General features: G+C 58.2%; 27 protein-coding genes. 5 read left to right on the plus strand and 22 right to left on the minus strand.

Annotated features, from left to right (window positions below):
- The first annotated feature begins 132 nt into the window (after positions 1-132).
- From D8779_RS19565 to D8779_RS19575, 3 genes are all read left to right on the plus strand, one after another.
- Positions 133-1431, plus strand: coding sequence for a serine/threonine protein kinase (locus tag D8779_RS19565; RefSeq protein ID WP_136666285.1), 1299 nt, complete (start codon positions 133-135; stop codon positions 1429-1431).
- A gap of 16 nt (positions 1432-1447) precedes the next feature.
- Positions 1448-2200, plus strand: a complete 753-nt coding sequence (locus D8779_RS19570) for an MlaA family lipoprotein (protein ID WP_240789778.1) — start codon at positions 1448-1450, stop codon at positions 2198-2200.
- Positions 2201-2274: 74 nt separating this feature from the next.
- On the plus strand, positions 2275-2718 hold the full coding sequence (locus D8779_RS19575; protein ID WP_136666287.1) for a MerR family DNA-binding protein: 444 nt from the start codon (positions 2275-2277) through the stop codon (positions 2716-2718).
- A gap of 7 nt (positions 2719-2725) precedes the next feature.
- Here D8779_RS19575 and D8779_RS19580 read toward each other — a convergent pair whose 3' ends face one another.
- From D8779_RS19580 to ccmA, 10 genes are all read right to left on the minus strand, one after another.
- Positions 2726-3052: a hypothetical protein gene (locus tag D8779_RS19580; RefSeq protein ID WP_136666288.1), complete on the minus strand. Its 327-nt coding sequence runs from the start codon at positions 3050-3052 to the stop codon at positions 2726-2728.
- On the minus strand, positions 3049-4251 hold the full coding sequence (ccmI, locus tag D8779_RS19585; RefSeq protein WP_136666289.1) for a c-type cytochrome biogenesis protein CcmI: 1203 nt from the start codon (positions 4249-4251) through the stop codon (positions 3049-3051). Before ccmI ends, D8779_RS19580 begins: the two co-directional genes overlap by 4 nt.
- Positions 4251-4736 carry a cytochrome c-type biogenesis protein gene (locus D8779_RS19590; RefSeq protein WP_240789774.1) on the minus strand — a complete coding sequence of 162 codons (486 nt, stop codon included), beginning with the start codon at positions 4734-4736 and terminating at the stop codon, positions 4251-4253. The genes ccmI and D8779_RS19590 overlap by 1 nt, the downstream gene beginning before the upstream one ends.
- Before the next feature lie 137 nt (positions 4737-4873).
- The gene (locus D8779_RS19595; RefSeq protein WP_136666291.1) at positions 4874-5410 is read right to left on the minus strand and encodes a DsbE family thiol:disulfide interchange protein; all 537 of its coding nucleotides are present in this window, start codon (positions 5408-5410) and stop codon (positions 4874-4876) included.
- Positions 5407-7380 carry a heme lyase CcmF/NrfE family subunit gene (locus D8779_RS19600; RefSeq protein ID WP_136666292.1) on the minus strand — a complete coding sequence of 658 codons (1974 nt, stop codon included), beginning with the start codon at positions 7378-7380 and terminating at the stop codon, positions 5407-5409. The genes D8779_RS19595 and D8779_RS19600 overlap by 4 nt, the downstream gene beginning before the upstream one ends.
- Positions 7377-7865 (minus strand): cytochrome c maturation protein CcmE, encoded by a 489-nt coding sequence (ccmE, locus tag D8779_RS19605; RefSeq protein ID WP_136666293.1) that lies wholly within the window; start codon positions 7863-7865, stop codon positions 7377-7379. Before ccmE ends, D8779_RS19600 begins: the two co-directional genes overlap by 4 nt.
- Positions 7862-8038 (minus strand): heme exporter protein CcmD, encoded by a 177-nt coding sequence (ccmD, locus tag D8779_RS19610; RefSeq protein WP_136666294.1) that lies wholly within the window; start codon positions 8036-8038, stop codon positions 7862-7864. The genes ccmE and ccmD overlap by 4 nt, the downstream gene beginning before the upstream one ends.
- Complete coding sequence (locus D8779_RS19615; protein WP_205895859.1) at positions 8035-8793, minus strand: heme ABC transporter permease; 759 nt, start codon at positions 8791-8793, stop codon at positions 8035-8037. The genes ccmD and D8779_RS19615 overlap by 4 nt, the downstream gene beginning before the upstream one ends.
- A 74-nt stretch (positions 8794-8867) precedes the next feature.
- Complete coding sequence (ccmB, locus tag D8779_RS19620) at positions 8868-9539, minus strand: heme exporter protein CcmB (protein WP_136666296.1); 672 nt, start codon at positions 9537-9539, stop codon at positions 8868-8870.
- On the minus strand, positions 9536-10171 hold the full coding sequence (ccmA, locus tag D8779_RS19625; protein ID WP_136666297.1) for a cytochrome c biogenesis heme-transporting ATPase CcmA: 636 nt from the start codon (positions 10169-10171) through the stop codon (positions 9536-9538). The genes ccmB and ccmA overlap by 4 nt, the downstream gene beginning before the upstream one ends.
- 163 nt (positions 10172-10334) lie before the next feature.
- On the opposite strand from ccmA, the gene fliK reads away from it, so the two are divergent.
- Both fliK and D8779_RS19635 read left to right on the plus strand, forming a co-directional pair.
- Positions 10335-11879 carry a flagellar hook-length control protein FliK gene (gene fliK / locus D8779_RS19630; RefSeq protein ID WP_136666298.1) on the plus strand — a complete coding sequence of 515 codons (1545 nt, stop codon included), beginning with the start codon at positions 10335-10337 and terminating at the stop codon, positions 11877-11879.
- Positions 11876-12202 (plus strand): EscU/YscU/HrcU family type III secretion system export apparatus switch protein, encoded by a 327-nt coding sequence (locus tag D8779_RS19635; protein ID WP_136666299.1) that lies wholly within the window; start codon positions 11876-11878, stop codon positions 12200-12202. Before fliK ends, D8779_RS19635 begins: the two co-directional genes overlap by 4 nt.
- Before the next feature lie 24 nt (positions 12203-12226).
- Here D8779_RS19635 and D8779_RS19640 read toward each other — a convergent pair whose 3' ends face one another.
- From D8779_RS19640 to fleN, 12 genes are all read right to left on the minus strand, one after another.
- Positions 12227-12631, minus strand: coding sequence for a DUF2802 domain-containing protein (locus D8779_RS19640; protein ID WP_136666300.1), 405 nt, complete (start codon positions 12629-12631; stop codon positions 12227-12229).
- A 3-nt stretch (positions 12632-12634) separates the two neighbouring features.
- Positions 12635-13114 carry a chemotaxis protein CheW gene (locus D8779_RS19645; RefSeq protein ID WP_090252131.1) on the minus strand — a complete coding sequence of 160 codons (480 nt, stop codon included), beginning with the start codon at positions 13112-13114 and terminating at the stop codon, positions 12635-12637.
- 105 nt (positions 13115-13219) lie between these two features.
- Positions 13220-14056: a CheW domain-containing protein gene (locus D8779_RS19650; RefSeq protein WP_136666301.1), complete on the minus strand. Its 837-nt coding sequence runs from the start codon at positions 14054-14056 to the stop codon at positions 13220-13222.
- 87 nt (positions 14057-14143) lie between these two features.
- Positions 14144-14932, minus strand: a complete 789-nt coding sequence (locus tag D8779_RS19655) for a ParA family protein (RefSeq protein ID WP_136666302.1) — start codon at positions 14930-14932, stop codon at positions 14144-14146.
- A 52-nt stretch (positions 14933-14984) separates the two neighbouring features.
- Entirely contained in the window at positions 14985-15854 is an 870-nt protein-coding gene (gene motD / locus D8779_RS19660) for a flagellar motor protein MotD (protein WP_136666303.1), read from the minus strand.
- A gap of 12 nt (positions 15855-15866) precedes the next feature.
- Entirely contained in the window at positions 15867-16607 is a 741-nt protein-coding gene (locus D8779_RS19665) for a flagellar motor protein (RefSeq protein WP_136666304.1), read from the minus strand.
- On the minus strand, positions 16607-17707 hold the full coding sequence (locus D8779_RS19670) for a protein-glutamate methylesterase/protein-glutamine glutaminase (RefSeq protein ID WP_136666305.1): 1101 nt from the start codon (positions 17705-17707) through the stop codon (positions 16607-16609). The genes D8779_RS19665 and D8779_RS19670 overlap by 1 nt, the downstream gene beginning before the upstream one ends.
- Positions 17708-17750: 43 nt before the next feature.
- The gene (locus tag D8779_RS19675) at positions 17751-19928 is read right to left on the minus strand and encodes a chemotaxis protein CheA (protein WP_136666306.1); all 2178 of its coding nucleotides are present in this window, start codon (positions 19926-19928) and stop codon (positions 17751-17753) included.
- Positions 19929-19939: 11 nt separating this feature from the next.
- Positions 19940-20728, minus strand: a complete 789-nt coding sequence (locus tag D8779_RS19680; RefSeq protein ID WP_136666307.1) for a protein phosphatase CheZ — start codon at positions 20726-20728, stop codon at positions 19940-19942.
- Between the two features lie 19 nt (positions 20729-20747).
- Positions 20748-21122: a chemotaxis response regulator CheY gene (locus tag D8779_RS19685; protein WP_178091816.1), complete on the minus strand. Its 375-nt coding sequence runs from the start codon at positions 21120-21122 to the stop codon at positions 20748-20750.
- 97 nt (positions 21123-21219) lie between these two features.
- A complete protein-coding gene (gene fliA / locus D8779_RS19690) occupies positions 21220-21966 on the minus strand; it encodes an RNA polymerase sigma factor FliA (RefSeq protein ID WP_136666308.1) in 747 nt (248 codons plus the stop codon).
- Positions 21963-22793: a flagellar synthesis regulator FleN gene (gene fleN, locus D8779_RS19695; RefSeq protein ID WP_205895857.1), complete on the minus strand. Its 831-nt coding sequence runs from the start codon at positions 22791-22793 to the stop codon at positions 21963-21965. Before fleN ends, fliA begins: the two co-directional genes overlap by 4 nt.
- Positions 22794-22812: the final 19 nt, after the last annotated feature.

The following is a 22812-nucleotide window of genomic DNA, read 5'->3' on the forward strand; positions in this document are numbered from 1 at the left end:
CCTGACTTTAAAATGACGCTAACGTCTGAGAAATTACCCATCTATAACTAAACAGCACTTAATAGGTATTAATGTGGTCCAATCGTCCCGCATTGCCCTGTAGCACCAGCCCTGCTCACAAGAGATTTCGCCATGTCGCATGTTCCTCGTATGCTTGCCCTGCTAAGTAGCCTGGTTCTGATCGCCCCCGTCAGCGCGGCCGATATTGACGCCAGCAGCTATGGCTTCCCGATCACTAACGCTTTCGAAGCCACCCTGGCCACCGCGCCACCAGAGCTGCGTCCTGAGTTACCGGCTGATGCCGACATTAACCAGAGCGACTATCAAATCAAGCTGCGCCCGGAGCGCGAGTTCGAACTGCCAGAAAACTTCTGGCCAGTCACCAAGATGCGTTACCGCATGGCCGAGCAATCGGGTGAAGCACCGCTGATCTTTATCATCGCGGGCACCGGTGCGCATTATTCCAGCAGTACCCCCGAATACCTGAAAAAGCTGTTTTACGGCGCCGGTTATCACGTGGTGCAACTGTCGTCGCCCACCAGCTATGACTTTATGACTTCGGCCTCGCGCTTTGCTACACCGGGGATTACCCGTGACGACGCCGACGACTTGTACCGCGCCATGCAGGCCGTGCGGGCGCAACACCCGCGCCTGAAAGTCAGCGAATACCACCTCACCGGTTACAGCCTGGGCGCACTGCAAGCGGCCTTTGTCAGCGAGCTGGATGAAACCCGACGCAGCTTCAACTTCAAGCGCGTACTGCTGCTCAATCCGCCGGTCAACCTTTACACCTCAGTGACCAACCTCGACCGCATGGTGCAAACCCAAGTCGAAGGCATCACTAACCACACCACCTTCTATGAGTTGGTGCTGGGTAAGCTAACCCGCTACTTCCAGAACAAAGGCTATATCGATATCAACGACGCCTTGCTCTATGACTTTCAAAACTCCAAGGAACAACTCAGCGACGAGCAGATGGCCATGCTGATTGGCGCAGCCTTTCGCTTTTCCTCAGCCGACATTGCCTTTACTTCTGACCTGATCAACCGCCGCGGTCTAATTACCCCCGTCGACTATCCGATCACCGAAGGCACTAGCCTTACCCCTCTCTTCAAGCGCGCACTGCAATGCGACTTCGACTGCTACCTGACCGAACAACTGATCCCCATGTGGCGCGCACGCACTGACGGCGGCAGCGTGGCGCAGCTAATCGACCAAGTCAGCCTGTATGCGCTGGCCGATTATCTGAAAAGCAGCAGCAAGATCGCCGTCATGCATAACGCCGACGACGTCATCCTCGGCCCTGGCGATTTAGGCTTTCTGCGTCGCACGATGGGTGACCGTTTGACCGTTTACCCGCTGGGCGGCCATTGCGGCAACCTTAACTACCGCGTCAATAGCGACGCCATGCTGGAGTTCTTCCGTGGCTAAGCCCATTTCCCTTGCCGTGTTTTTAACCCTGTTGCTGGGCAGCGGTCTGGCGCATGCAGAGCACACTGTTGATGACGATGGTTTTAAACGACCAATGGCGCATTTGCAGTTCAACCCAGGGCTGGATCAGCGTGAATTCGAACGCTCAACCCTCGATGCGCTAAACGTCTATGACCCATTAGAGTCGTGGAACCGCCGCGTGTACCACTTCAACTACCGCTTCGATGAGTGGGTGTTTCTGCCGATTGTCGATGGCTACCGCTATATCACCCCCAATCTGGTGGAAAAGGGTGTCAGCAACTTCTTCAGCAACTTGGGCGACGTACCCAACCTGCTCAACAATGCGCTGCAGCTCAAAGGCAAGCGGGCCATGCACACCACTGCACGCCTGCTGGTCAACACCACCCTCGGCGTGGCTGGCCTTTGGGACCCTGCCACGCGCATGGGCCTGCTTAAGCAGAAAGAAGACTTCGGCCAGACCCTGGGCCACTACGGCGCGCCTGCTGGGCCTTACTTGATGCTGCCCATCCTGGGTCCATCTAACCTGCGCGACACCGGCGGCTTGGTGGTGGATTTCACGGCAAAAAGCCAGGTCAACTGGCTGAATGTCGCCGAAGCCAGCACAAGTCACCCGGAAATCACCCTGCTGGAAGTAGTGGACCAACGCTCCACCGTGAACTTCCGTTATGGCCAGCTCAACTCGCCGTTCGAGTACGAGAAGATTCGCTTCTTCTACCACGAAGCACGCAAGCTGCAGATCGCCGAATAAACCGGCGCGCTTGACCCAAGGGCCGCCCTCAGGTTTTAACCTGTCGCGGCCCTTGTCAATTTTGGAGGTTAAATATGCGCGTCGCCCAACTGGCTAAAGCGGCTGCCGTCAGCGCAGAAACCGTGCGCCACTACACCGATCTTGGCCTGCTCAGGCCCACGCGCGATCCGCATAACGGCTACCAACAGTATTCGAATGCAGACCTGCAACGCCTGCGCTTTATCGCCCGCGCCCGCCGCTTGGGTTTTAGCCTAAAAGACACGCAACAGATACTCGCCAGCGCCGATAACGGTCACGCCCCCTGCTCTGAGGTACGCGACCTGCTAAGCGAACGCCTGGCGGCCTTACAGACGCATATCGAGGAATGTCAGCGCCTGGCGCTGGTGATGCAGAACGCCTTCGAGGACTGGGCCGACAAAGGCGAGTGTGCGCCCGATGGACAGGCCATCTGCCGCTTGATCGAAGATTTCGAACCGGATATCGAGCGCCGCCCGGCGACGCCCTGCCCTGCACACTAAAAACTGCTTACTGCGCGTAGCGGCGATATAAGCCGGGCGGCACACCGCTGCTGTCGGTCGCAAGCCAGGGGCCCTGTGGGTTACTGGCCCAGCTCCAGCCGGAGTTCCAGCGGTAATAGGTGCGCTCACGGTAGTACAGGTGAGGTGTCCTACTCACCACATACACACCTAATCCTGCGTTCCACTGGCTCTCCACCCCGGGTGGCGGGGCAAAGCGCGGGTGGTTGCTGCTGCCGCTCGGCGGCTTTACCGGCGCAGTACTAAGCGGAACCTGCACACAAGCGCCAAGCCCGAGCAGGCCAACCAGCACGGCGCCACGCAGTAAAGCATTCATGGTGTTTTACCGTCAGCGCTGTCAATCAGCAGTTGCTGCAGCTCGGTGGTCTTGCTGGCAACCGGCTGACTACTGCCGATCCATTCACCGGCGGTGGCATTGCCGCTGCGCGAAATGCGGGCGACCAGCTGTACCTGCTCGAAGCCAGATATTTTCAGTTGCGGCATCATCGCATCGCTGTCGGACAGGCTGACTTCAGCCGGTAGGTCAGCCACGGTTAAGCGCTTAACCGCCAACGGCATCGGCGGCCCGGAAACCGCGCGGGCAAAGATGAATACCGCATCGCTCGGCTGCACCTTGGCCTGCAGCTCGGCAGCCAGCGCGACCCGTACGGTCAAACCCTGGCTAGCCGCAGGTGTAACATCAGCCGCGGGCTCACCAAGCTGCTCGCGGGCGCGGTCAATACCGCCCTGTATCGCCTGACGTGAAGGGTCTTCAACCGGCAGAACCGCCACCAACTGCTGCCAGTGACCAATAGCCTGCTGGAACTGCCCTGCTTCATAGGCGGCAATACCGAGCAGGCCGAGGCTGGTGACTTCTGCCGGATCGCCTTTCAGCGCCTCATCGGTCAGCGCCTGCAACTGCGGCGTCCACTGCTTGCTCCCGGCAAAATACAGCGCCTGGGCCCACTGCCCGAGCAGCTCCGGCTCGCGCCCGGCCACGCCGATAGCGCGCTCGAACGCCACCGAAGCATCGCCAGCACGTTCCTGAGCCATATAGGTACGACCAAGGAAGTACCAGCTCTCGGCGGATGTGGGATCGTTCTTCACCGCAGCCTCTAGGCGTGCGGTCATTTCCTCGATGGTTTTCGGCTGATCGGCAAAAGTACGGGCACGTTCGACGTCATCGATTGCGCCCCAGTGCTGATACAGGCCAAAGCCCAGTAGCGGCATCAGCAGCGCGGCAATCAGCGGAATTTTGCTGCCCAGCGTGCGCTGGATCGGCCGCACCTGGGCACCCTCGGTATCGGCGAGCAGCTCGCGGGCTGCCTCATCACGACCATTGGCCAATTGCTCGGCATTCAGCGCACCCGCGTCGTGCTGGCCTTGTAGATCCAGCAAACGCTCCTGGTACAGGGTCACGTTGAGGGCGGTACGGTCTTCTTCAGCCTGTACCTTGCGCGCACGCAGCACCGGGATCAGCAGAAACGCCAGGGCCGTCAGCAACAGCAAGCCGGCGCATAACCAGAATTCAATCATCAGTCTTTCTTATCCACAGGCGGTTGATTAAGCAGAGCAGCCAGACGCTGCTGTTCATCCGCCGACAGGCCGTTGGCTGCAGTGCCCGACTTGCCACGACGGCGCAACAGGATGACCCCGAGCAGGACGAAGCCACCGGCCAGTAAACCGGCAGGGCCGTACCACAGAAGTAAGGTGCGCGCGGTTACCGGCGGTTTGTAGAGGACGAAATCACCATAACGGCTGACCAGAAAATCGATGATCTGCTCGTTACTCTGGCCCTCCTCCAGCATGCGGAAAATCTGCGCACGCAGGTCCATGGCAATCGGTGCATCGGAGTCGGCGATATTCTGATTCTGGCACTTGGGGCAACGCAGCTCTTGCACCAGATTGCGATAGCGCTGACGCTCGGCCTCAGTGGCAAACTCGTAGGTGTCGATAGCCGCTTGGGCAGTGCCCAACAACGCTAGGCCCAATACAACGGCAACCAGCAAGCGCTTGAACAAGCCGCTTGAGAGCTTAGCGAGCGAAGGGTAGGCAAGGCGAAAGCAGGCGAGGAAGCGGAGTTTACGGGTTGTAAATGAGCATTCCGAGCCTGCTTTCAACGCAGCATGGCCGAGCGCAGTAGCTCTCATGCGACTTGTCATGGCTGCACCTCATCGACCAGCTCCTGATACAGCGGCGCCAGCTGTTCACGCCAGACGCGCTCATCAATCACCCCAACAAACTTGTGGCGGATGATGCCAGCCTTATCGATCAGGAAAGTCTCTGGCGCGCCATACACGCCTAAATCCAAACCCAGGGTGCCGCGCGCATCGTTGATATTCAGCTGATAGGGGTCATGGAACTCCAGCAACCACTTCTGCGCGTCGGCGTTGTCATCTTTGTAGTTGACCCCGTAGATGGTCACGCCCAGCTTGGCCAGCTTGTTCAGCACCGGATGCTCAACGCGACACGCCACACACCAGGTGGCCCACACATTGACCAGCGCCGGCTTGCCCTTGAGGTCGGCCTCGCTCAGCACGCTGCCATCCTGCACCGCCGGCAGACTGAAGGACGGGAATGGCTTACCGATAAGCGCCGAGGGTAATTCGGACGGGTCAAGCCACAACCCACGGTAGAGAAACACCGCCACACCCAGAAAGAGCACCAACGGCAGCAGCAGTAACAGGCGCTTCATGCGTGCGCTCCCGTCATGCCCAACGCATCACGCACGCGGGTACGCACTTTCATCCGGTAACGCTTGTCGCAAGCTGAGAGGAAGCCACCCAAGCCCATCAACAGCGCGCCGAACCAGATCCAACGTACAAAGGGTTTGATGTGCACCCGCACCGCCCAAGCGCCGTTTTCCAAGGGTTCACCCAAGGCAACAAACAGGTCGCGGGTAATCCCGGCGTCAATGCCGGCTTCGGTCATGACGGACTGCTGCACGGTGTACAGACGCTTCTCCGGGTGCAGCACAGCAATCTGCTGGCCGTCTTCAAGAATGCGCACAGTGCCTTTATCCGAAGTGAAGTTTGGCCCCTCAAAGTGTTCAGCCCCTTCGAAGATAAACTGGTAACCGCCGATATCCACCGATTCACCTGGTGCCATGCGCATGTCACGTTCGAAGCTGCCCATGCTGGTCAGCACTACGCCAAGGGCGCACACCGCCATGCCCAGGTGTGCCGTCTGCATGCCCCAATAACTGCGGGTCAGGCTTGGCAGGCCACGGAAAAAGCCTTTGTGGCGGGTCTTCTCGACAATATCGCGCACCCCAGCGAGCACCACCCATGCCGCCAACAGGCACACGCCGAGCACGGCCCAGTTGAAATCGCCGACCAGTAAGGTCGCGATCACGGCGAGCACCACGCTGCCGATCAACACCGGCGCCAGCATGCTCAGCAACCACTGCACGGGCGTGTCCTTCCAACGCACGACCACACCGACCGCCATCATCGCCATGAGCAGGCCCATCAGCGGTACGAACAGGGCATTGAAGTACGGCGGGCCAACCGACAACTTGGCGCCGGTCATGGCATCCAGCACCAACGGGTACAGGGTGCCGAGCAGAATCATCGCCGCAGACACCACCAAAATCAGGTTATTCACCAGCAACAAGGTTTCCCGCGACCATAGGGCAAAACCGACCTGACTCTTGACCACCGGCGCGCGCAAGGCAAACAAGGCCAACGAGCTCCCCACGACGAGCAGCAGGAAAGCCAAGATGAATACGCCCCGCTCAGGGTCGCTGGCAAAGGCATGCACCGAGGTCAGCACGCCAGAGCGCACCAGGAATGTGCCCAGTAGGCTGAGGGAGAAGGCAGCGATGGCCAGCAGCACGGTCCAGCTCTTGAATACTCCGCGTTTTTCCGTGACCGCCAAGGAGTGGATCAACGCCGTGCCGACCAGCCAAGGCATAAACGAAGCGTTTTCCACCGGGTCCCAGAACCACCAGCCGCCCCAGCCAAGCTCGTAGTAAGCCCACCAAGACCCCAGGGCAATACCGATACCGAGAAACGCCCAGGCGACAATGGTCCATGGCCGCGACCAGCGTGCCCAGGCCGCGTCCAGCTTGCCACCCAGCAACGCTGCAATGGCGAAAGCGAAGGCGACGGAGAAACCGACATACCCCATGTACAGCATCGGCGGGTGAATAATCAGGCCAAAGTCCTGTAGCAATGGGTTGAGGTCACGGCCATCGGTAGGCGTATCGAACAACAAGCGTTCGAACGGGTTGGAGGTCACGATCAGAAACAGCAAAAAACCAATGCTGATGATGCCCATCACACCCAGCACCCGCGCCAGCACTTCTTCCGGCAACTGGCGAGAGAAGATCGATACTGCAAAGGTCCAGCCGGCCAGGATCAAGCCCCACAACAGCAAGGAACCTTCATGAGCACCCCATACGGCGCTGAATTTGAAGTACCAAGGCAGTGCACTGTTGGAGTTACTGGCCACATAGGCGACGGTGAAATCGTCGACCATAAAGGCGTAGGTCAAGCAGATAAACGCGAACAGCATAAAGCTGAACTGCCCCCAGGCTGCCGGCTGCGCCAGGCTCATCCATTGCCGGTCGCCGCGCCAGGCGCCAATCAGTGGCAGGGTGGCCTGCACCAGCGCCATGCACAGCGCCAGAATCATCGCTAAATGGCCGAGTTCGGGGATCATTGTGCGTACTCCGATTGGGCCGCTTGTTTAGTCGCTTTGGCCGCATCATGTTGCTGCTGCATGCCGCTCTGTTCCAGCGCCTGCATGACTTCTGGGGGCATGTAGTTCTCATCGTGTTTAGCCAACACTTCATCGGCAATCAACACGTTTTGGGCATCGAGCTTACCCATGGCGACAATGCCCTGCCCTTCACGGAATAGATCGGGAAGAATGCCGCTGAAGCGGATGGTCACGCGCTTGGCACCATCGGTGACGACAAAGTCGGTTTCCAGCGAATCACTGGAGCGCTTTACCGAGCCCTCTTCAACCAAGCCACCGGCTCGGATGCGCGTATCCTGCGGCGCGTCGCCATTGGCGATCTGGGTGGGCGTGTAAAACAAATTGATGTTTTGTTGCAGCGCGCTCAGGGCCAGAGCCACGGCGACGCCGACACCAGCGATGATGGCCAGCACGATAAACAAGCGCTTCTTACGCACGGGGTTCACTTCAACTCCTCCCGGCGCAAACGACGCGCCTCGTCTTGCAAATAACGGCGACGCGCCAGGATTGGCAGCGCCACATTCAGCCCCAGCACAATCAGGCTGATGGCATAACAGGACCAGACATAAGGCCCATGGGTGCCCATGGCGAAAAACTCGCTAAAGCTGGCAAAACTCATCGGCCTTTCTCCACCAGCGCCTTGACCTCGGCTTTGGCCCAACTGCTGCGCGCCTCACGCTTGAGCACGTCCAGGCGCATGCGCAGCAGCAGCACCGCGCCGAAAAAGCAGTAGAAACCGAGCACCATGATCAGCAGCGGCATCCACATTTCAAACGGCATGGCCGGTTTTTCGATCACGCTGAAGGTGGCCGGTTGATGCAGGGTGTTCCACCACTCCACCGAATATTTGATGATCGGGATATTCACCACCCCGACGATCGCCAACACCGCGCAGGCCTTGGCGGCGCTGTCACGATTGGTGATGGCATTGCCCAGGGCGATCACTCCGAAATACAGAAACAGCAGAATCAACATCGAGGTCAGGCGTGCGTCCCAGACCCAGTAAGTACCCCAGGTCGGCTTGCCCCACACCGCACCGGTCACTAGGGCAATCACGGTCATCCAGGCACCGATGGGCGCTGCCTGCTGCAGGGCGACGTCGGCCAGTTTCATCTTCCACACCAGGCCAACGGTGCCGGCAACAGCCAGCATCACGTAGATCGATTGGGCGAGAAAGGCAGCCGGCACATGGATGTAGATGATGCGAAAGCTATTACCTTGCTGATAATCCGGCGGCGCAAACGCCAACCCCCAGGCGAGGCCCACCAGCAACAACACGGTCGCCGCCAAGGCTAACCAAGGCAGCCAACGGCTGCTGATCTCATAAAACCACTTGGGCGAGCCGAGCTTGTGAAACCACGTCCAATTCATCAGGTTACTCATCAGTGCTAGGGCTGATCGCCGCACGGGCAAATGCTCGGCGTCAGCTGGCCATTCAGGCTTATTGTCTACTCAGCGACGCTGATCGTCAGACCCGCGGCGATGGCAAAAGGTGTCAAGGTCACCGCCAATGCGGTGAGGCTGGCCAGCCACAACAAGTGGCCAACTGCCGGCAATCCTTGCAGGCTGGCTTGTAACGCACCGCTGCCGAGAATCAGCACCGGGATGTACAGCGGTAAAATCAGCAAAGCGAGCAGTAAACCGCCGCGCTTCAAACCGACCGTCAGTGCTGCGCCCACCGCGCCCAACAAGCTCAAAACCGGTGTGCCCAGCAGCAGAGAAATCAGCAGCACCGGCAGGCAACGCTCCGGCAACCCCAGCATCAACGCCAACAGCGGTGCCAGCAACACCAGCGCCAAGCCGGAAAACAACCAGTGTGCCAGCACCTTGGCCAGAACCAGAAGGGCTAGGGGGTGCGGCGAAAGGACCCACTGCTCGAGCGAGCCATCCTCGAAATCACTGCGGAAAAGCCCGTCCAGCGAGAGCAGCACGGCCAATAGCGCCGCCACCCACACCAGACCTGGCGAAAGGCTTTGTAACAACTGAGTCTGCGGCCCCACCGCTAACGGGAACAGGGCAATCACAATGGCAAAGAACACCAGCGGGTTGGCCAACTCGGCCGGCCGGCGAAACAGCAAGCGGGCCTCACGGGCCAACAGCAGGGTAAAAACATTGCTCATGCTGTGCGTTGCCCCAAATCAAGCTCACGATAACCAGATGGCTTGACCATCAACTCATGATGCGTGGTCAACACCACGAGGCCGCCCTGCTCACAATGCGCGGCCAGGTGGTGCTCCAGCTGCACGACCGCAGCTTTGTCTAACGCGGTGAACGGCTCATCGAGCACCCATAACGATGGACCCGGCAGATACAAACGTGCCAGCGCCACGCGCCGCTGCTGCCCGGCAGATAAGGTATGGCACGGCACATCTTCAAAACCGCGCAGCCCAACCGCCGCTAGCGCCTGCCAAATGGCTTCGCGTTCGGCCGGTTGATGCAGGGCGCAAAGCCAAGTGAGGTTCTCTTCTGCAGTGAGCAAGCCCTTGATGCCAGCGGCATGGCCGATCCACAACAGATTACGCGCCAGTTCGGCACGCTGCGCCGCCAAAGGCCGGCCATTCAATAGAATTTCACCCGAGGTAGGTTGCATCAAACCGGCCATCAACCGCAGTAAGCTGGTCTTGCCACTGCCATTGGGGCCGGCCACCTGCAACATCTCACCGGGAACCAGACGCAGCTCCAGATGCTCGAACAGCATGCGCCAATCCCGCTCACAGGCGAGCGCAACGGCTTCGAGAAGAGGACTGGTCAAGGCATCGGCACCTAAGATGGATGGCTAAAGCGGTTCAAGTCGGCAGAGTCTTGGCCGCTATACTGACGCGAGTGGAATGCGCAGCCAAACCAGACGGGGCGCGATTATACATGCCCCGCCCTGCCTCCCGCAGTGAGCATTTTCGACAGGGTGTAACCCGCCAATGAGTGAAATCAGCAGCCCTCGGCCTATTGCGCCGACGCCCCCCAGTAATCGCCCAAACGCCGTAGCGGCGGACTTGGCGGTAAAACTGCTACAGCCCATGCAGGGCTTGTTGGCCAGCGGTGAAACCGCCAAGGCCGAAGTCATCGCCCTGAAAGAAGTCGCGCAGAGCTTTCAGGTGCTGCTCAAACTGACCCTCAACAACGGCAGCCAAACCACCCTTGAGGCCAACAGCCCTCGCCCGCTGGCCCAGGGTACGACACTGACCGTAACCGCTTTGTCGGAAACACGCCTGGCGCTTGCCGTGCTAGCCGGTGGCGACAAGCCGCTGACCAGCCTGGACCTCGAACAACTGCCAGTGGGTACCCTGCTGCAAGGCAAGGTGGTCGCCCGCGAACAAGTGCTGCAAGGCCGCGCACAGCAAGTGATCTACAAAGTGCTGGTCAGCCTGCTCAACACGCCCCTGGCAGGCAGCAAGCTCTCCCTGGAAACCCCGCTGGCGCTGCCTTTAGGCAGCCTCCTCAGCGCCCAGGTGGAAGGCAGTCAGACGTTGAACTTTATGCCCTTGAGCAGCCGCCTGGATCAACTTGCCCTCAACCAGCAGCTGGGTAGTCAAAGCAATCGGCAAGGTTCGCTAGAAGGGTTGTTCACTGCGCTGCAAGGGTTACGCGGCAATGCAGAAATGAGCGAAGGCTTGCGCACGAGTATCGACAAGCTGTTTGGCGCCCTGCCTGACGCGACTCAATTGAGCAGCCCCAAAGGCCTGGCCATGGCCCTGGAAAACAGCGGCATTGTGCTGGAAAGCAAATTGCTCGGCGGACAAGGCCAAGCCCTGCCGACGGACCTGAAAGCCAACTTGCTGCGCCTGATCACCCAGCTACTGCCTAACCTGCCTGCAAGTGCCCCACTTGCTGCGGCGAATGCCAGTTCAGCACTGGCTCAAGCCATGCCAGCTCTGGCGCGCGACTTACTCGGCAGTCTTGGCAAAGCCAATCACCGCCAGCAGGCACTGAACTTCCCCCTGCCCTCGCGCCTGCTGCAGGCCATGGAGGGCGAGGCTGACCTGGAAACACTACTCAAGCTTGCGGCGGCGGCTATCTCGCGCTTGCAAACCCATCAACTGTCCAGCCTGGCGCAGAGCCAAGTCGGCCCAGATGGCAACCTGCTGACCACCTGGCAACTGGAGTTGCCCATGCGCAACCAGCAAGAGTTGGTGCCCTTACAGGTAAAAATACAGCGCGAGGACAGCAACAAGTCGGACAACCAGGAAAAAAAGGAAACACTGTGGAAAGTCGAACTGGCGTTCGATCTTGAGCCACTGGGCCCACTGCAAGTCCAGGCCCAGCTGGCTCACGGCCGCCTATCCAGTCAGCTCTGGGCTGAACGCAGCAGCACCGTCAGCCTGATTGACGCGGAGCTGGACAATTTGCGCCAACGCCTCAATGCCACTGGCGTACTGGTTGGCGAACTCGCTTGCAACCAAGGCATACCGCCACGCGGGCCACGAACGACCCTGGAACAACGCTGGGTGGATGAAACCGCATGAAGAAGCCTGCACCACGCCAAGCCATCGCACTTACCTATGACGGTCAGAGCGCGCCAGTGCTCAGCGCTAAAGGCGATGATGAGCTGGCCGAAGCCATCCTCGCCATCGCCCGCGAATACGAAGTGCCGATCTACGAAAATGCCGAGCTGGTACGCCTGCTCGCGCGCCTGGAGCTGGGCGATGCGATTCCCGAGCAGCTGTATCGCTGTATCGCGGAAATCATCGCTTTTGCTTGGTATTTGAAGGGCAAGTCGCCTGCCAGCAGTGAACGCGACACCGACATCACGCCGCCGCTACGCTTGCTGGAAGGTCCGGCACACTGAGTATTAAGTAGGCGGTGAGGAGAGTCAGGACCGTTGCAGCTTAGCCTGCTGCATCTTACTGACTAGCTCGGCCTCAGCCTTACTAAGGCCGCAAGACTGGGTGAGGTCATCCACGCTAGCGCCCATACCCGCCAGACGCGCAGCCTGGGTAAACGACAGACTACTGGGGTCACGCTGCTCGATCTGACTGAGTTTGTCTGGCAAAGGCGCGACCACACGCCTCAACTCATGCAACTCCTCACCCATCTGCACGCTACCGGTCAGATAGGCATCCAGGCGTCGACTGAGCTCCTTGAGTCGTCGATCACGCACTGCATCACGCTCGCCTTGCAGCTTTATAGCGTCGCGCAACTGCCTGGTCAGCCAGATACAGGCGCCTACCAGCCCCAGGCAAACCAGGGCCAGCGCGATGAGCAGCGCGTCGAACATGACCTAGATACTCTCCAGATCGGACCACTCTTCTTCGCTCATCATCTTGTCCAGCTCAACCAGAATCAGCAGTTCGCCGTTCTTGTTGCACACACCCTGGATAAACTTGGCCGATTCGTCATTACCCACGTTCGGTGCGGTTTCCACTTCCGACTGGCGCAGATAAACCACCTCAGCCACGCTGTCGACCAGAATACCGACCACCTGCTTGTCGGCCTCGATGATCACAATACGGGTATTGTCGGTCACCTCGGTGGAGTCGAGCCCAAACCGCTGGCGCGTGTCGATCACGGTCACCACGTTGCCGCGCAGATTGATGATGCCCAGCACATAGCTCGGAGCACCCGGCACAGGAGCAATTTCGGTATAGCGCAGGACTTCTTGAACCTGCATCACGTTGATGCCATAGGTTTCATTGTCCAGGCGGAACGTCACCCACTGCAGAATCGGATCGTCAGAACCTTGTGCAGAACTTTTCTTCATGTCCCTAGCCTCGTCATGAACCGCTCGCGGCGGCGATCGCGGGTGTATACCCCGCTGTCATTACTATAGTTGCAAAGCTGCGCTCATCGCACAGCCCGGTGTTATTCAATGCGCTTGCTTGGCAGCCATACGTTTGGCTGCGCCGCTGGCAATCAGCTCAGCCAAGGACGCGATATCCAGCAAGGCGCACATGTGTTCAATCACCGTACCCGCCAGCCACGGACGCTGCGTGCGCTGACTGCGCCATTTGACCTCGTTAGGGTCGAGACGAATCGAGCGGCTGACCTGGTGCACCGCCAGCCCCCATTCATAACCCTGAACAGAAATCACATACTGCAGCCCTTCGCGAAAATCATCACGATAGCGGTCAGGCATAACCCAGCGCGCGGTATCAAGCACCTTCAGATTGCCCGACTGAGAGGGCAGTATGCCGAGAAACCAGTCTGGCTGGCCAAATAATGGCGTGAGCTCCTGGCCCTCCAGTGGATAGATCGAACCCAGACACACAAGCGGCACTGCCAGTGTCAGGCCGGCCACATCAAACAACAGGCATTCGAACGGGCCCTCGGCCCACTCCGGCCGCCCCTGCAACACCGGCTCAGGCACCACCAACACATGGGGAACCGGCTGCATTACCTCGACCGCCACTGCCGCTTCAATCACCTGCGGTGGTTCGATGTGAACCTCAATTTCCGGCGCCGGCATCTCGATAGTTGGCAGCACCAATGGGCGTGGCGCGAGCTCAGCCAAAGGCTTAGCAGCAATGGTTTGCACCTGCGGCATTACCCGGGCATCGCGCACCTGCTCCTCAAGCACCGCCGCCTCAAACTCATCCAGCGTGATGCTACCAGCAAGTTCGACCGCAGCCTCCTGCAGCAAGCCGTCCAGGTAGGACTGCAAAGCCAGTTGCGAACGTGTAGCGGTGACGAGAGGACGACTCATGAACACAACCCGAAATAACAATCTGTACAGACTATCGGCCGCGCTAGCGACAGACTTGAGCCTATATCTTCAGCATAGCCGTTCATCTCAGGCGACCTGCGCGGCAATCTGTTGCGACAGCAAATGTTTGAGCAGTGCGCGATAGGCGATGACACCCCGACTATTGTTGTCGAACGTCGACGGTGTAAGCCCCGCCCGGCTAGCATCGCGCAGGCGCGTATCGACGGGAATATAGGCCGGCCACAGATGTTCAGGATAACTGTTACGCAACACCCGCAGCGTGCTCATGGAGGCCTGGGTACGGCGATCAAACAGAGTGGGGACGATGGTGTAAGGCAATGCCTGCTGCCGCGAGCGATTGATCATCGCAAGGGTATTGACCATCCGCTCAAGACCTTTTACCGCGAGAAACTCGGTCTGTACCGGGATTACCAACTGCTGACAGGCCGCCAAGGCATTGACCATAAGCACGCCCAACAAGGGCGGACTATCGATTACGGCATGATCAAAATCCTGCCAGAGCTGCGCCAAGCTCTTGGCAATCACCAAACCCAGGCCGCTCTGCCCAGGCGACTGACGCTCTAGCGTGGCCAGCGCAGTGCTGGAAGGCAATAGGGAAATACGCTCATCGCTGGTAGGCAGCAGGAGCTGCTTGGGCAAGCCGCGCGGCACGCTGCCCTTATGCTGAAACAGGTCAAAGCTGCTGTGCTCCAGGCTGTCGGGGTCGTGCCCGAAATAACTGGTCATCGACCCATGGGGATCGAGGTCGACAACCACCACGCGCTTACCAGCATCGGCCAACAGGCCTGCTAGCGCGATTGATGTGGTGGTCTTGCCGACTCCACCTTTTTGATTGGCTACTGCCCAGACTCTCATCGTAATCATCCTCCCGGTACAGCTGCAGTCTGACCGAGAATGTGTGCCGCCCTTATGGGGCTGGCGACGGGGGATTGACGGCACCCGCTTGCGGGGCCGGCGCTGCCGGAGTTTTTGCAGGTTGCGTGCCAGCTCGTTGCAGGGCCGCATCGGGTTTAGCATTGGCACTGCCCACACCGCTGACACTGCGACGTATATCTAGATTGCGTGAGATCACTAACACCACCCGGCGGTTGCGGCCACGCCCCTCTGCTGTGGTGTTATCGGCAATGGGCTGAAACTCACCATAACCCACTGCGGCCAACCGACTCGGCTTGACACCTTCGATCGCTAGCATCCGCACAATACTGGCAGCTCGCGCGGTAGAAAGCTCCCAGTTGGTCGGAAATTGCGCAGTTTGGATCGGCAGGTTATCGGTGAAACCTTCCACGTGAACCGGATTTTCGTAGGGCGCCAGAATTCTGGCTATTTTCTCGATGATATCGAAGGCCGCATTGTTGGGTATGGCATCGCCGCTGGTAAACAGCAAACTGGAGCTAAGTTCAATTTCAATCCACAGCTCATTGCCACTGACCTTGAGCTGTTCGGCCTGAATCAAATCACCGAATGCTTCACGCACACTGTTAGCGATGCTTTCCAGTGAGTCCGCAGCAGACAGCGTGCTTTCCTCATCCACCAGTGAACGATCTGGCTCAGTGGTGCGCGGTCGTTCATCGCCGACCGGAATCGGCTTTATGGCCCGATCAGGCTGATTGAACACGCCCGTCAGGCTGTCCGAAAGAATTTTGTACTTACCTTCATTGATCGACGAGATCGAATACATCACCACGAAAAACGCGAACAGCAAGGTGATGAAGTCCGCATAGGAAACTAACCAACGCTCGTGGTTCTCATGTTCTTCTTGATGTCGCCGGCGGGCCATACGGTGTCCCCATCAGTCCATAAAGCCTTGCAGCTTTAATTCGATGGAGCGCGGGTTCTCACCCTCGGCAATCGACAGGATGCCTTCGAGCAGCATCTCGCGATAACGCGACTGACGCTGGGCGATGGCCTTGAGCTTGTTGCCAATAGGCAGCAGCAGCAGGTTGGCAAAACCCACGCCGTAGATAGTCGCGACGAACGCGACGGCAATTCCGCTGCCGAGCATGCTTGGATCGGCGAGATTGCCCATCACATGAATCAGGCCCATGACAGCACCGATAATGCCAATAGTCGGTGCGTAGCCACCCATGCTTTCAAACACTTTGGCAGCCTGAATATCGCGGCCTTCCTGGGTGTACAGATCCACTTCGAGAATACTGCGAATGGCTTCTGGCTCTGCGCCATCGACCAATAGCTGCAAGCCTTTGCGGGCATACGGGTCAGCTTCAACATCTGCCACGGCCTCAAGGCCCAGCAAGCCCTCTTTGCGCGCGGTCATACTCCAACCCACCACGCGGTTAATACCGCCTAATAGATCAACCCGCGGCGGAAAAAAGATCCAGCTGATAATGGCCAAAGCCCGTTTGAAAACGTGCATCGGCGCCTGTAAAAATGCGGCGCCCAAAGTGCCGCCAATCACGATCAACGCAGCGGGCCCATTGAGCAAAGCGCCAGCATGGCCACCTTCAAGGTAATTGCCGCCGAGGATGGCGACAAATGCCAGGATGACCCCAATAAGACTCAGTACATCCATTAAATGCAGGTCTCCACCAAGTGCCTGCCGATATCATCCAGCGGGTAGATGGCGTCGGCTAAGTTGGCTTTGACGATCGCCATGGGCATGCCATAAATCACGCAGCTGGCTTCGTCTTGCGCCCACACCTGACTACCACCTTGCTTGAGCAGGCGCGCACCTTCACGGCCATCAGCCCCCATACCAGTCAGCACCACGGCCAGTACTTTGTCCGCATAGGACTTGGCGACCGAGCCGAAGGTAATATCGACGCAGGGTTTGTAGTTCAGCCGCTCATCGCCAGGGAGGATTTTGATCACACCACGCGCATCAACCATCATTTGTTTGCCGCCAGGGGCCAACAGCGCCCAGCCAGGACGCAGAACGTCACCATCTTCGGCTTCCTTGACGCTGATTTGACAGAGCTTGTCGAGACGCTCGGCAAAGGCCTTGGTAAAAGCGGCTGGCATATGCTGAATCAGTACGATGGGTGCAGGGAAATTCGCTGGCAACTGGGTCAAGACCCGCTGCAAAGCCACCGGCCCACCCGTGGAGGTACCAATAGCAACCAGCTTGTAGGACTTGCGTTTGGGCGCAGCACTTACACCCGCAGGACGGGGCGGCGGGCTGGTTGTGGTGGTAGCAGGACGCACCGCAGGCTTGGCTTGCGCAGCAGTCGATGTGGCAGCCGCCGACACCGGCGGCGGGCTCAGGCTACGGCGATTACTGCGGGCGATGGTATGGATCTTCTCGCAGAGCAGCTGTTTAACCCGCTCTGGATTACGCGAAATATCCTCAAAGTTCTTTGGCAGAAAATCCACCGCACCGGCTTCAAGGGCGTCGAGGGTAACCCGAGCGCCCTCATGGGTCAGTGAAGAGAACATCAATACCGGCGTCGGGCAGCGCTGCATGATGTTACGCACAGCCGTGATGCCATCCATCATCGGCATTTCGTAATCCATGGTAATCACATCGGGCTTGAGCGCCTGCGCTTGCTCGATGGCTTCACGGCCGTTAGTGGCAGTTCCGATCACCTGAATATTCGGATCGGCTGAAAGAATTTCCGATACACGCCGCCGAAAAAAGCCGGAGTCATCAACCACCAACACCTTAACTGCCATAAACACTCCTAAACGGCGCAACAGACTCCTGCGCCGTTAACAATCAGATACGCCGCGCGTAACGTTTGAGCATGCTCGGCACGTCAAGAATCAAGGCAATACGGCCGTCACCGGTGATGGTCGCGCCTGACATGCCTGGCGTGCCCTGCAGCATTTTGCCCAGTGGCTTGATCACCACTTCTTCTTGGCCTACCAATTGGTCGACCACGAAGCCGATGCGCTGACTGCCAACGGTCAGAATCACCACATGGCCTTCACCTTGCTCGACATGAGCAGCATTACCAATCAGCCAGCGCTTGAGGTAGAACAGCGGCAAGGCTTTATCGCGCACAATCACCACTTCCTGTCCATCGACCACATTGGTGCGCGACAGATCGAGGTGGAAGATTTCGTTAACGTTGACCAGTGGGAAGGCGAATGCCTGATTCGCCAGCATCACCATCAGCGTCGGCATAATGGCCAAGGTCAGCGGAACCTTGATAACGATCTTCGACCCCTGCCCTTTGACCGAGAACACGTTGACCGTGCCGTTGAGCTGGGAAATCTTGGTCTTCACCACGTCCATGCCCACACCGCGACCGGACACATCGGAGATTTCGGTTTTGGTCGAGAAGCCGGGGGCGAAGATCAGGTTGTAGCATTCGAACTCGTTGAGACGATCGGCCGCATCTTTGTCCAGCAAGCCTTTTTCTACGGCTTTGGCACGTAGCTGATCGGCATCCATGCCTTTGCCGTCATCGGAAATGGACAGCAGGATATGATCGCCCTCCTGCTCGGCGGACAGTATTACCTTACCGCCGCGTGACTTGCCCGAGGCCTCACGCTCCTCTGGCATTTCAATACCGTGGTCTACCGCGTTGCGCACCAAGTGCACCAACGGATCGGCCAACGCCTCGACCAGGTTCTTGTCGAGGTCGGTTTCTTCGCCAACCAGTTCCAGATTGATCTCTTTCTTAAGCTGACGCGCCAGGTCGCGAACCAGCCGGGGGAAGCGTCCAAAAACCTTTTTGATCGGCTGCATACGGGTTTTCATCACCGCCGTCTGCAGATCGGCTGTCACCACATCCAAGTTGGACACGGCTTTGGACATAGCCTCGTCAGCGCTGCTTGAACCCAAGCGCACTAGGCGATTGCGCACCAACACCAACTCGCCAACCATGTTCATGATTTCATCCAGCCGCGCAGTATCGACCCGCACAGTGGTTTCTGCTTCGCTGGGCGGCGCAGCCTTTTCTGCTGCAGGCACAGCGCTCGGCGTCTTGGCCGGCTCAGGTTTGGCAGCAGGTTTTGCTACAGGCTTGGCTGCAACTTTAGCCGGCTCCACAGGCGTGGCAGCCGGCGCAGGCGCAGCAGGTTTGATTGCTTCAGGCTCAACAAACTTGCCCTTGCCATGCAGCTGATCAAGTAAGGCTTCGAACTCATCGTCGGTAATGTCACCACTCGGCGCGGCGGCAGACTCAGTCTTGACGGGCGGTGCAGCCGGTGCCGAGATAGGCGGAGGTGCAAACTGACCTTTGCCGTGCAATTGATCGAGCAGCGATTCGAATTCGTCATCGGTAATTTCATTGCCCGCAGCTGGCGCAGGCGCAGAGGCCACAGGTGCCGCAGCAACTTCAGCGGCGGCGAACTGACCTTTGCCATGCAATTGGTCAAGCAGCGACTCAAATTCGTCATCGGTGATTTCATCGCTGCTTGCAGCACTAGACGCTGGCGCAGGCGATTGATCCAAGGCACCAAGCAAGTGCTCAAACTCAGTGTCGGTGATATCACCTGTAGCGGGCTCAGGCTCGGCTTCAGCGGGCTGTTCAACCGGCACGGCCTCAACAGCACCCGCCGGCTCAGCCAGGCGCGCCAAAGCAGCCAGCAACTCAGGTGTGGCCGGAGTCAGCTCGGTACGCTCACGCACCTCGGTAAACATGCTGTTGACGGCATCCAGTGCTTCAAGCACCACATCCATCAACTCGGAGTCGACGCGCCGCTCACCCTTACGCAGGATGTCGAAGACGTTTTCTGCAATATGGCAGCATTCCACCAGCTCGTTGAGCTGGAGGAAACCGGCACCACCTTTGACGGTATGAAACCCGCGAAAAATAGCGTTGAGCAGATTCATGTCATCCGGGCGACTTTCCAGCTCTACCAGCTGCTCGGACAATAGTTCAAGAATCTCGCCGGCCTCTACCAGGAAGTCCTGGAGGATTTCTTCATCGGCGCCGAAGCTCATAAGACGTGCTCCTAAAATCCCAGGCTGGAAAGCAGGTCGTCGACATCATCCTGATTGGATGCGACGTCTTCACGCTTATCGGCATGAATCTGCGGACCTTCACCATGCGAAGGCTCTTTTTGTTTTTCTTGTTCAGCGCGCAGCATGTCGTGGTTGTGCTCAATGCCCGCAAACTGATCCACCTGACTGGCCATTAGCATCAGTTTCACAAGGTTGCTCTCAACTTCGGTCACCAGTTGAGTCACACGCTTGATCACCTGGCCGGTCAAGTCCTGATAATCCTGGGCCAACAGAATATCGTTGAGGTGCCCGGAAATTTTCGCTCCGTCGCGCTCACTGTTGGCCAGGAAAAGCTCAACACGCTTGGCCAGCTCGCGAAAACCATCGGCGCTCATCTCGCGGCGCATAAAGCGCCCCCAGTCAACGCTCAGGCTGTGCGCCTCATGGCTGATATCGTTCACCATTGGCGCGCTTTGCTCGACCAGGTCCATGGTCCGATTGGCCGCTTTCTCGGTCATCGTCACCACGTAATTGAGGCGCTCTGTGGCATCAGTAATTTGCGAGACCTCGGTGGCGTGAGGCACACGAGGGTCGAGTTGGAAATTGACGATAGCGTTGTGCAGCTCACGGGTCAGCTTGCCAACTTCGTGATACAGGCCCCGGTCACGCGCTTTGTTTAGCTCATGAATCAAGCCGACTGCTTCACCAAAGTTGCCTTGTTCCAGGCTGTCTACCAGTTGGCGAGCGTTGTGTTTCAGAGTCGACTCAAGGTCACCCTGAACGGAATCTTTATGTTCCATAGCACCCTCATGGCAAACATCAGCCGTTGACTCGCTCGAAGATCTTTTCAATCTTTTCTTTCAGCACTTGGGCAGTAAACGGCTTTACGACATAACCGTTAACCCCCGCCTGAGCTGCTTCGATGATCTGATCGCGCTTGGCTTCTGCCGTCACCATCAATACCGGCAGCGTTTTCAGGCGCTCATCTGCACGCACCGCGCGCAGCAGATCGATACCGGTCATGCCTGGCATATTCCAGTCAGTCACCAGAAAATCGAAACTGCCGCTTTGCAGCATGGGCAGTGCGGTGACGCCATCATCGGCTTCCGCAGTGTTGGTGAACCCCAAGTCACGCAGGAGGTTCTTGATGATCCGTCGCATCGTTGAAAAGTCATCAACGATGAGGATTTTCATGTTCTTGTCCAAGTCGACCTCCGTACAGTCCCAAACGCACCCAGCAACCTGTGTGCGCCTTTAATCGTGAAACCGGCCCAACGTTAGCGAATGCCGTTCAATGTGCGCGCCACTCGCCCAAACGAGCGCGTAAACGAGCGGCACACTGACTGTGTAGTTGGCTTACGCGCGATTCGCTAACCCCCAACACTGCGCCGATCTCTTTAAGGTTCAATTCTTCATCGTAATATAGCGCTAACACCAGACGCTCGCGCTCTGGCAGGTTGGCGATGGCATCGGCCAAGGCCACCTGAAAGCGTTCATCTTCCAGATCACGAGAAGGTTCGAGGTGGTTGCTGCCAGCGTCTTCATTCAGCCCGCCGTGCTCGCCGTCCTGCAAAAGGTCGTCAAAGCTGAACAGGCGGCTGCCTAAAGTATCGCCAAGAATGCCGTAGTAATCCTCGAGACTCAATTGGAGTTCGGCCGCAACCTCTTGATCTTTAGCGTCTCTGCCGGTTATGGCCTCTATTTTTCTAATCGCGTCACTGACCATACGGCTATTGCGATGCACAGAACGCGGCGCCCAGTCGCCTTTGCGCACCTCATCGAGCATGGAACCGCGGATGCGAATACCGGCGAATGTCTCGAAACTGGCACCTTTACTGGAGTCGTATTTTTTTGACGCTTCGAGCAGACCGATCATCCCGGCCTGGATTAAATCGTCGACCTGAACATTGGCCGGCAAACGCGCCAACAGGTGATAGGCAATGCGTTTGACCAAGGGCGCATAGCGCTCGATCAACTGGTGCTGGGAATCCTGCGCCTGCGCCTTGCTATACATACGGAATCCAGAGGCTGATGTCATATAGCCGTGTCTGCGATCGGTTGCTGCACCAGGCGCTCAACGAAAAACTCCAAATGACCGCGCGGGTTGGCCGGTAACGGCCAGGCATCGACTTTCTGGGCTATCGCTTTGAACGCCAGCGCGCACTTCGAACGCGGGAAGGCCTCGTAAACCGCGCGCTGCTTCTGCACGGCCTTGCGTACTGACTCGTCATACGGCACTGCACCAACATACTGCAAGGCAACGTCAAGAAAACGGTCAGTGACTTTAGTCAGCTTAGCAAAGAGGTTACGACCTTCCTGCGGGCTGTGGGCCATATTGGCCAAAACCCGGAAACGATTCATGCCGTGATCGCGGTTTAGCAGTTTGATCAGGGCGTAGGCGTCGGTGATGGAGGTGGGCTCATCGCAGACCACCACCAGGACTTCCTGGGCGGCACGCACGAAGCTGACGACGCCATCACCAATACCGGCTGCAGTGTCGATGATCAGCACATCGAGGTTGTCACTGATATCGCTGAAGGCCTGGATTAAACCAGCATGCTGCATGGGCGAGAGCTGCACCATGCTCTGAATACCAGACGCGGCTGGCACGATACGAATGCCGCCCGGCCCCTGCAGTAACACTTCACGCAGCTCGCACTCGCCACTGATGACATCTTCTAACGTGCGTTTGGCGCTCAGACCCAGCAACACATCGACGTTGGCCAAGCCAAGGTCAGCGTCCATCAGCATGACGCGACGCCCCAGGTCAGCCAAGGCCAAAGCCAGGTTCACCGAGACGTTCGTTTTACCGACGCCACCTTTGCCGCCGGTCACCGCAATCACCTGTACGGGATGCATACCCATAATTTCTAACACCTTGTCT

Source organism: Pseudomonas leptonychotis, from assembly GCF_004920405.1.
In the GTDB taxonomy this organism is placed as follows: domain Bacteria; phylum Pseudomonadota; class Gammaproteobacteria; order Pseudomonadales; family Pseudomonadaceae; genus Aquipseudomonas; species Aquipseudomonas leptonychotis.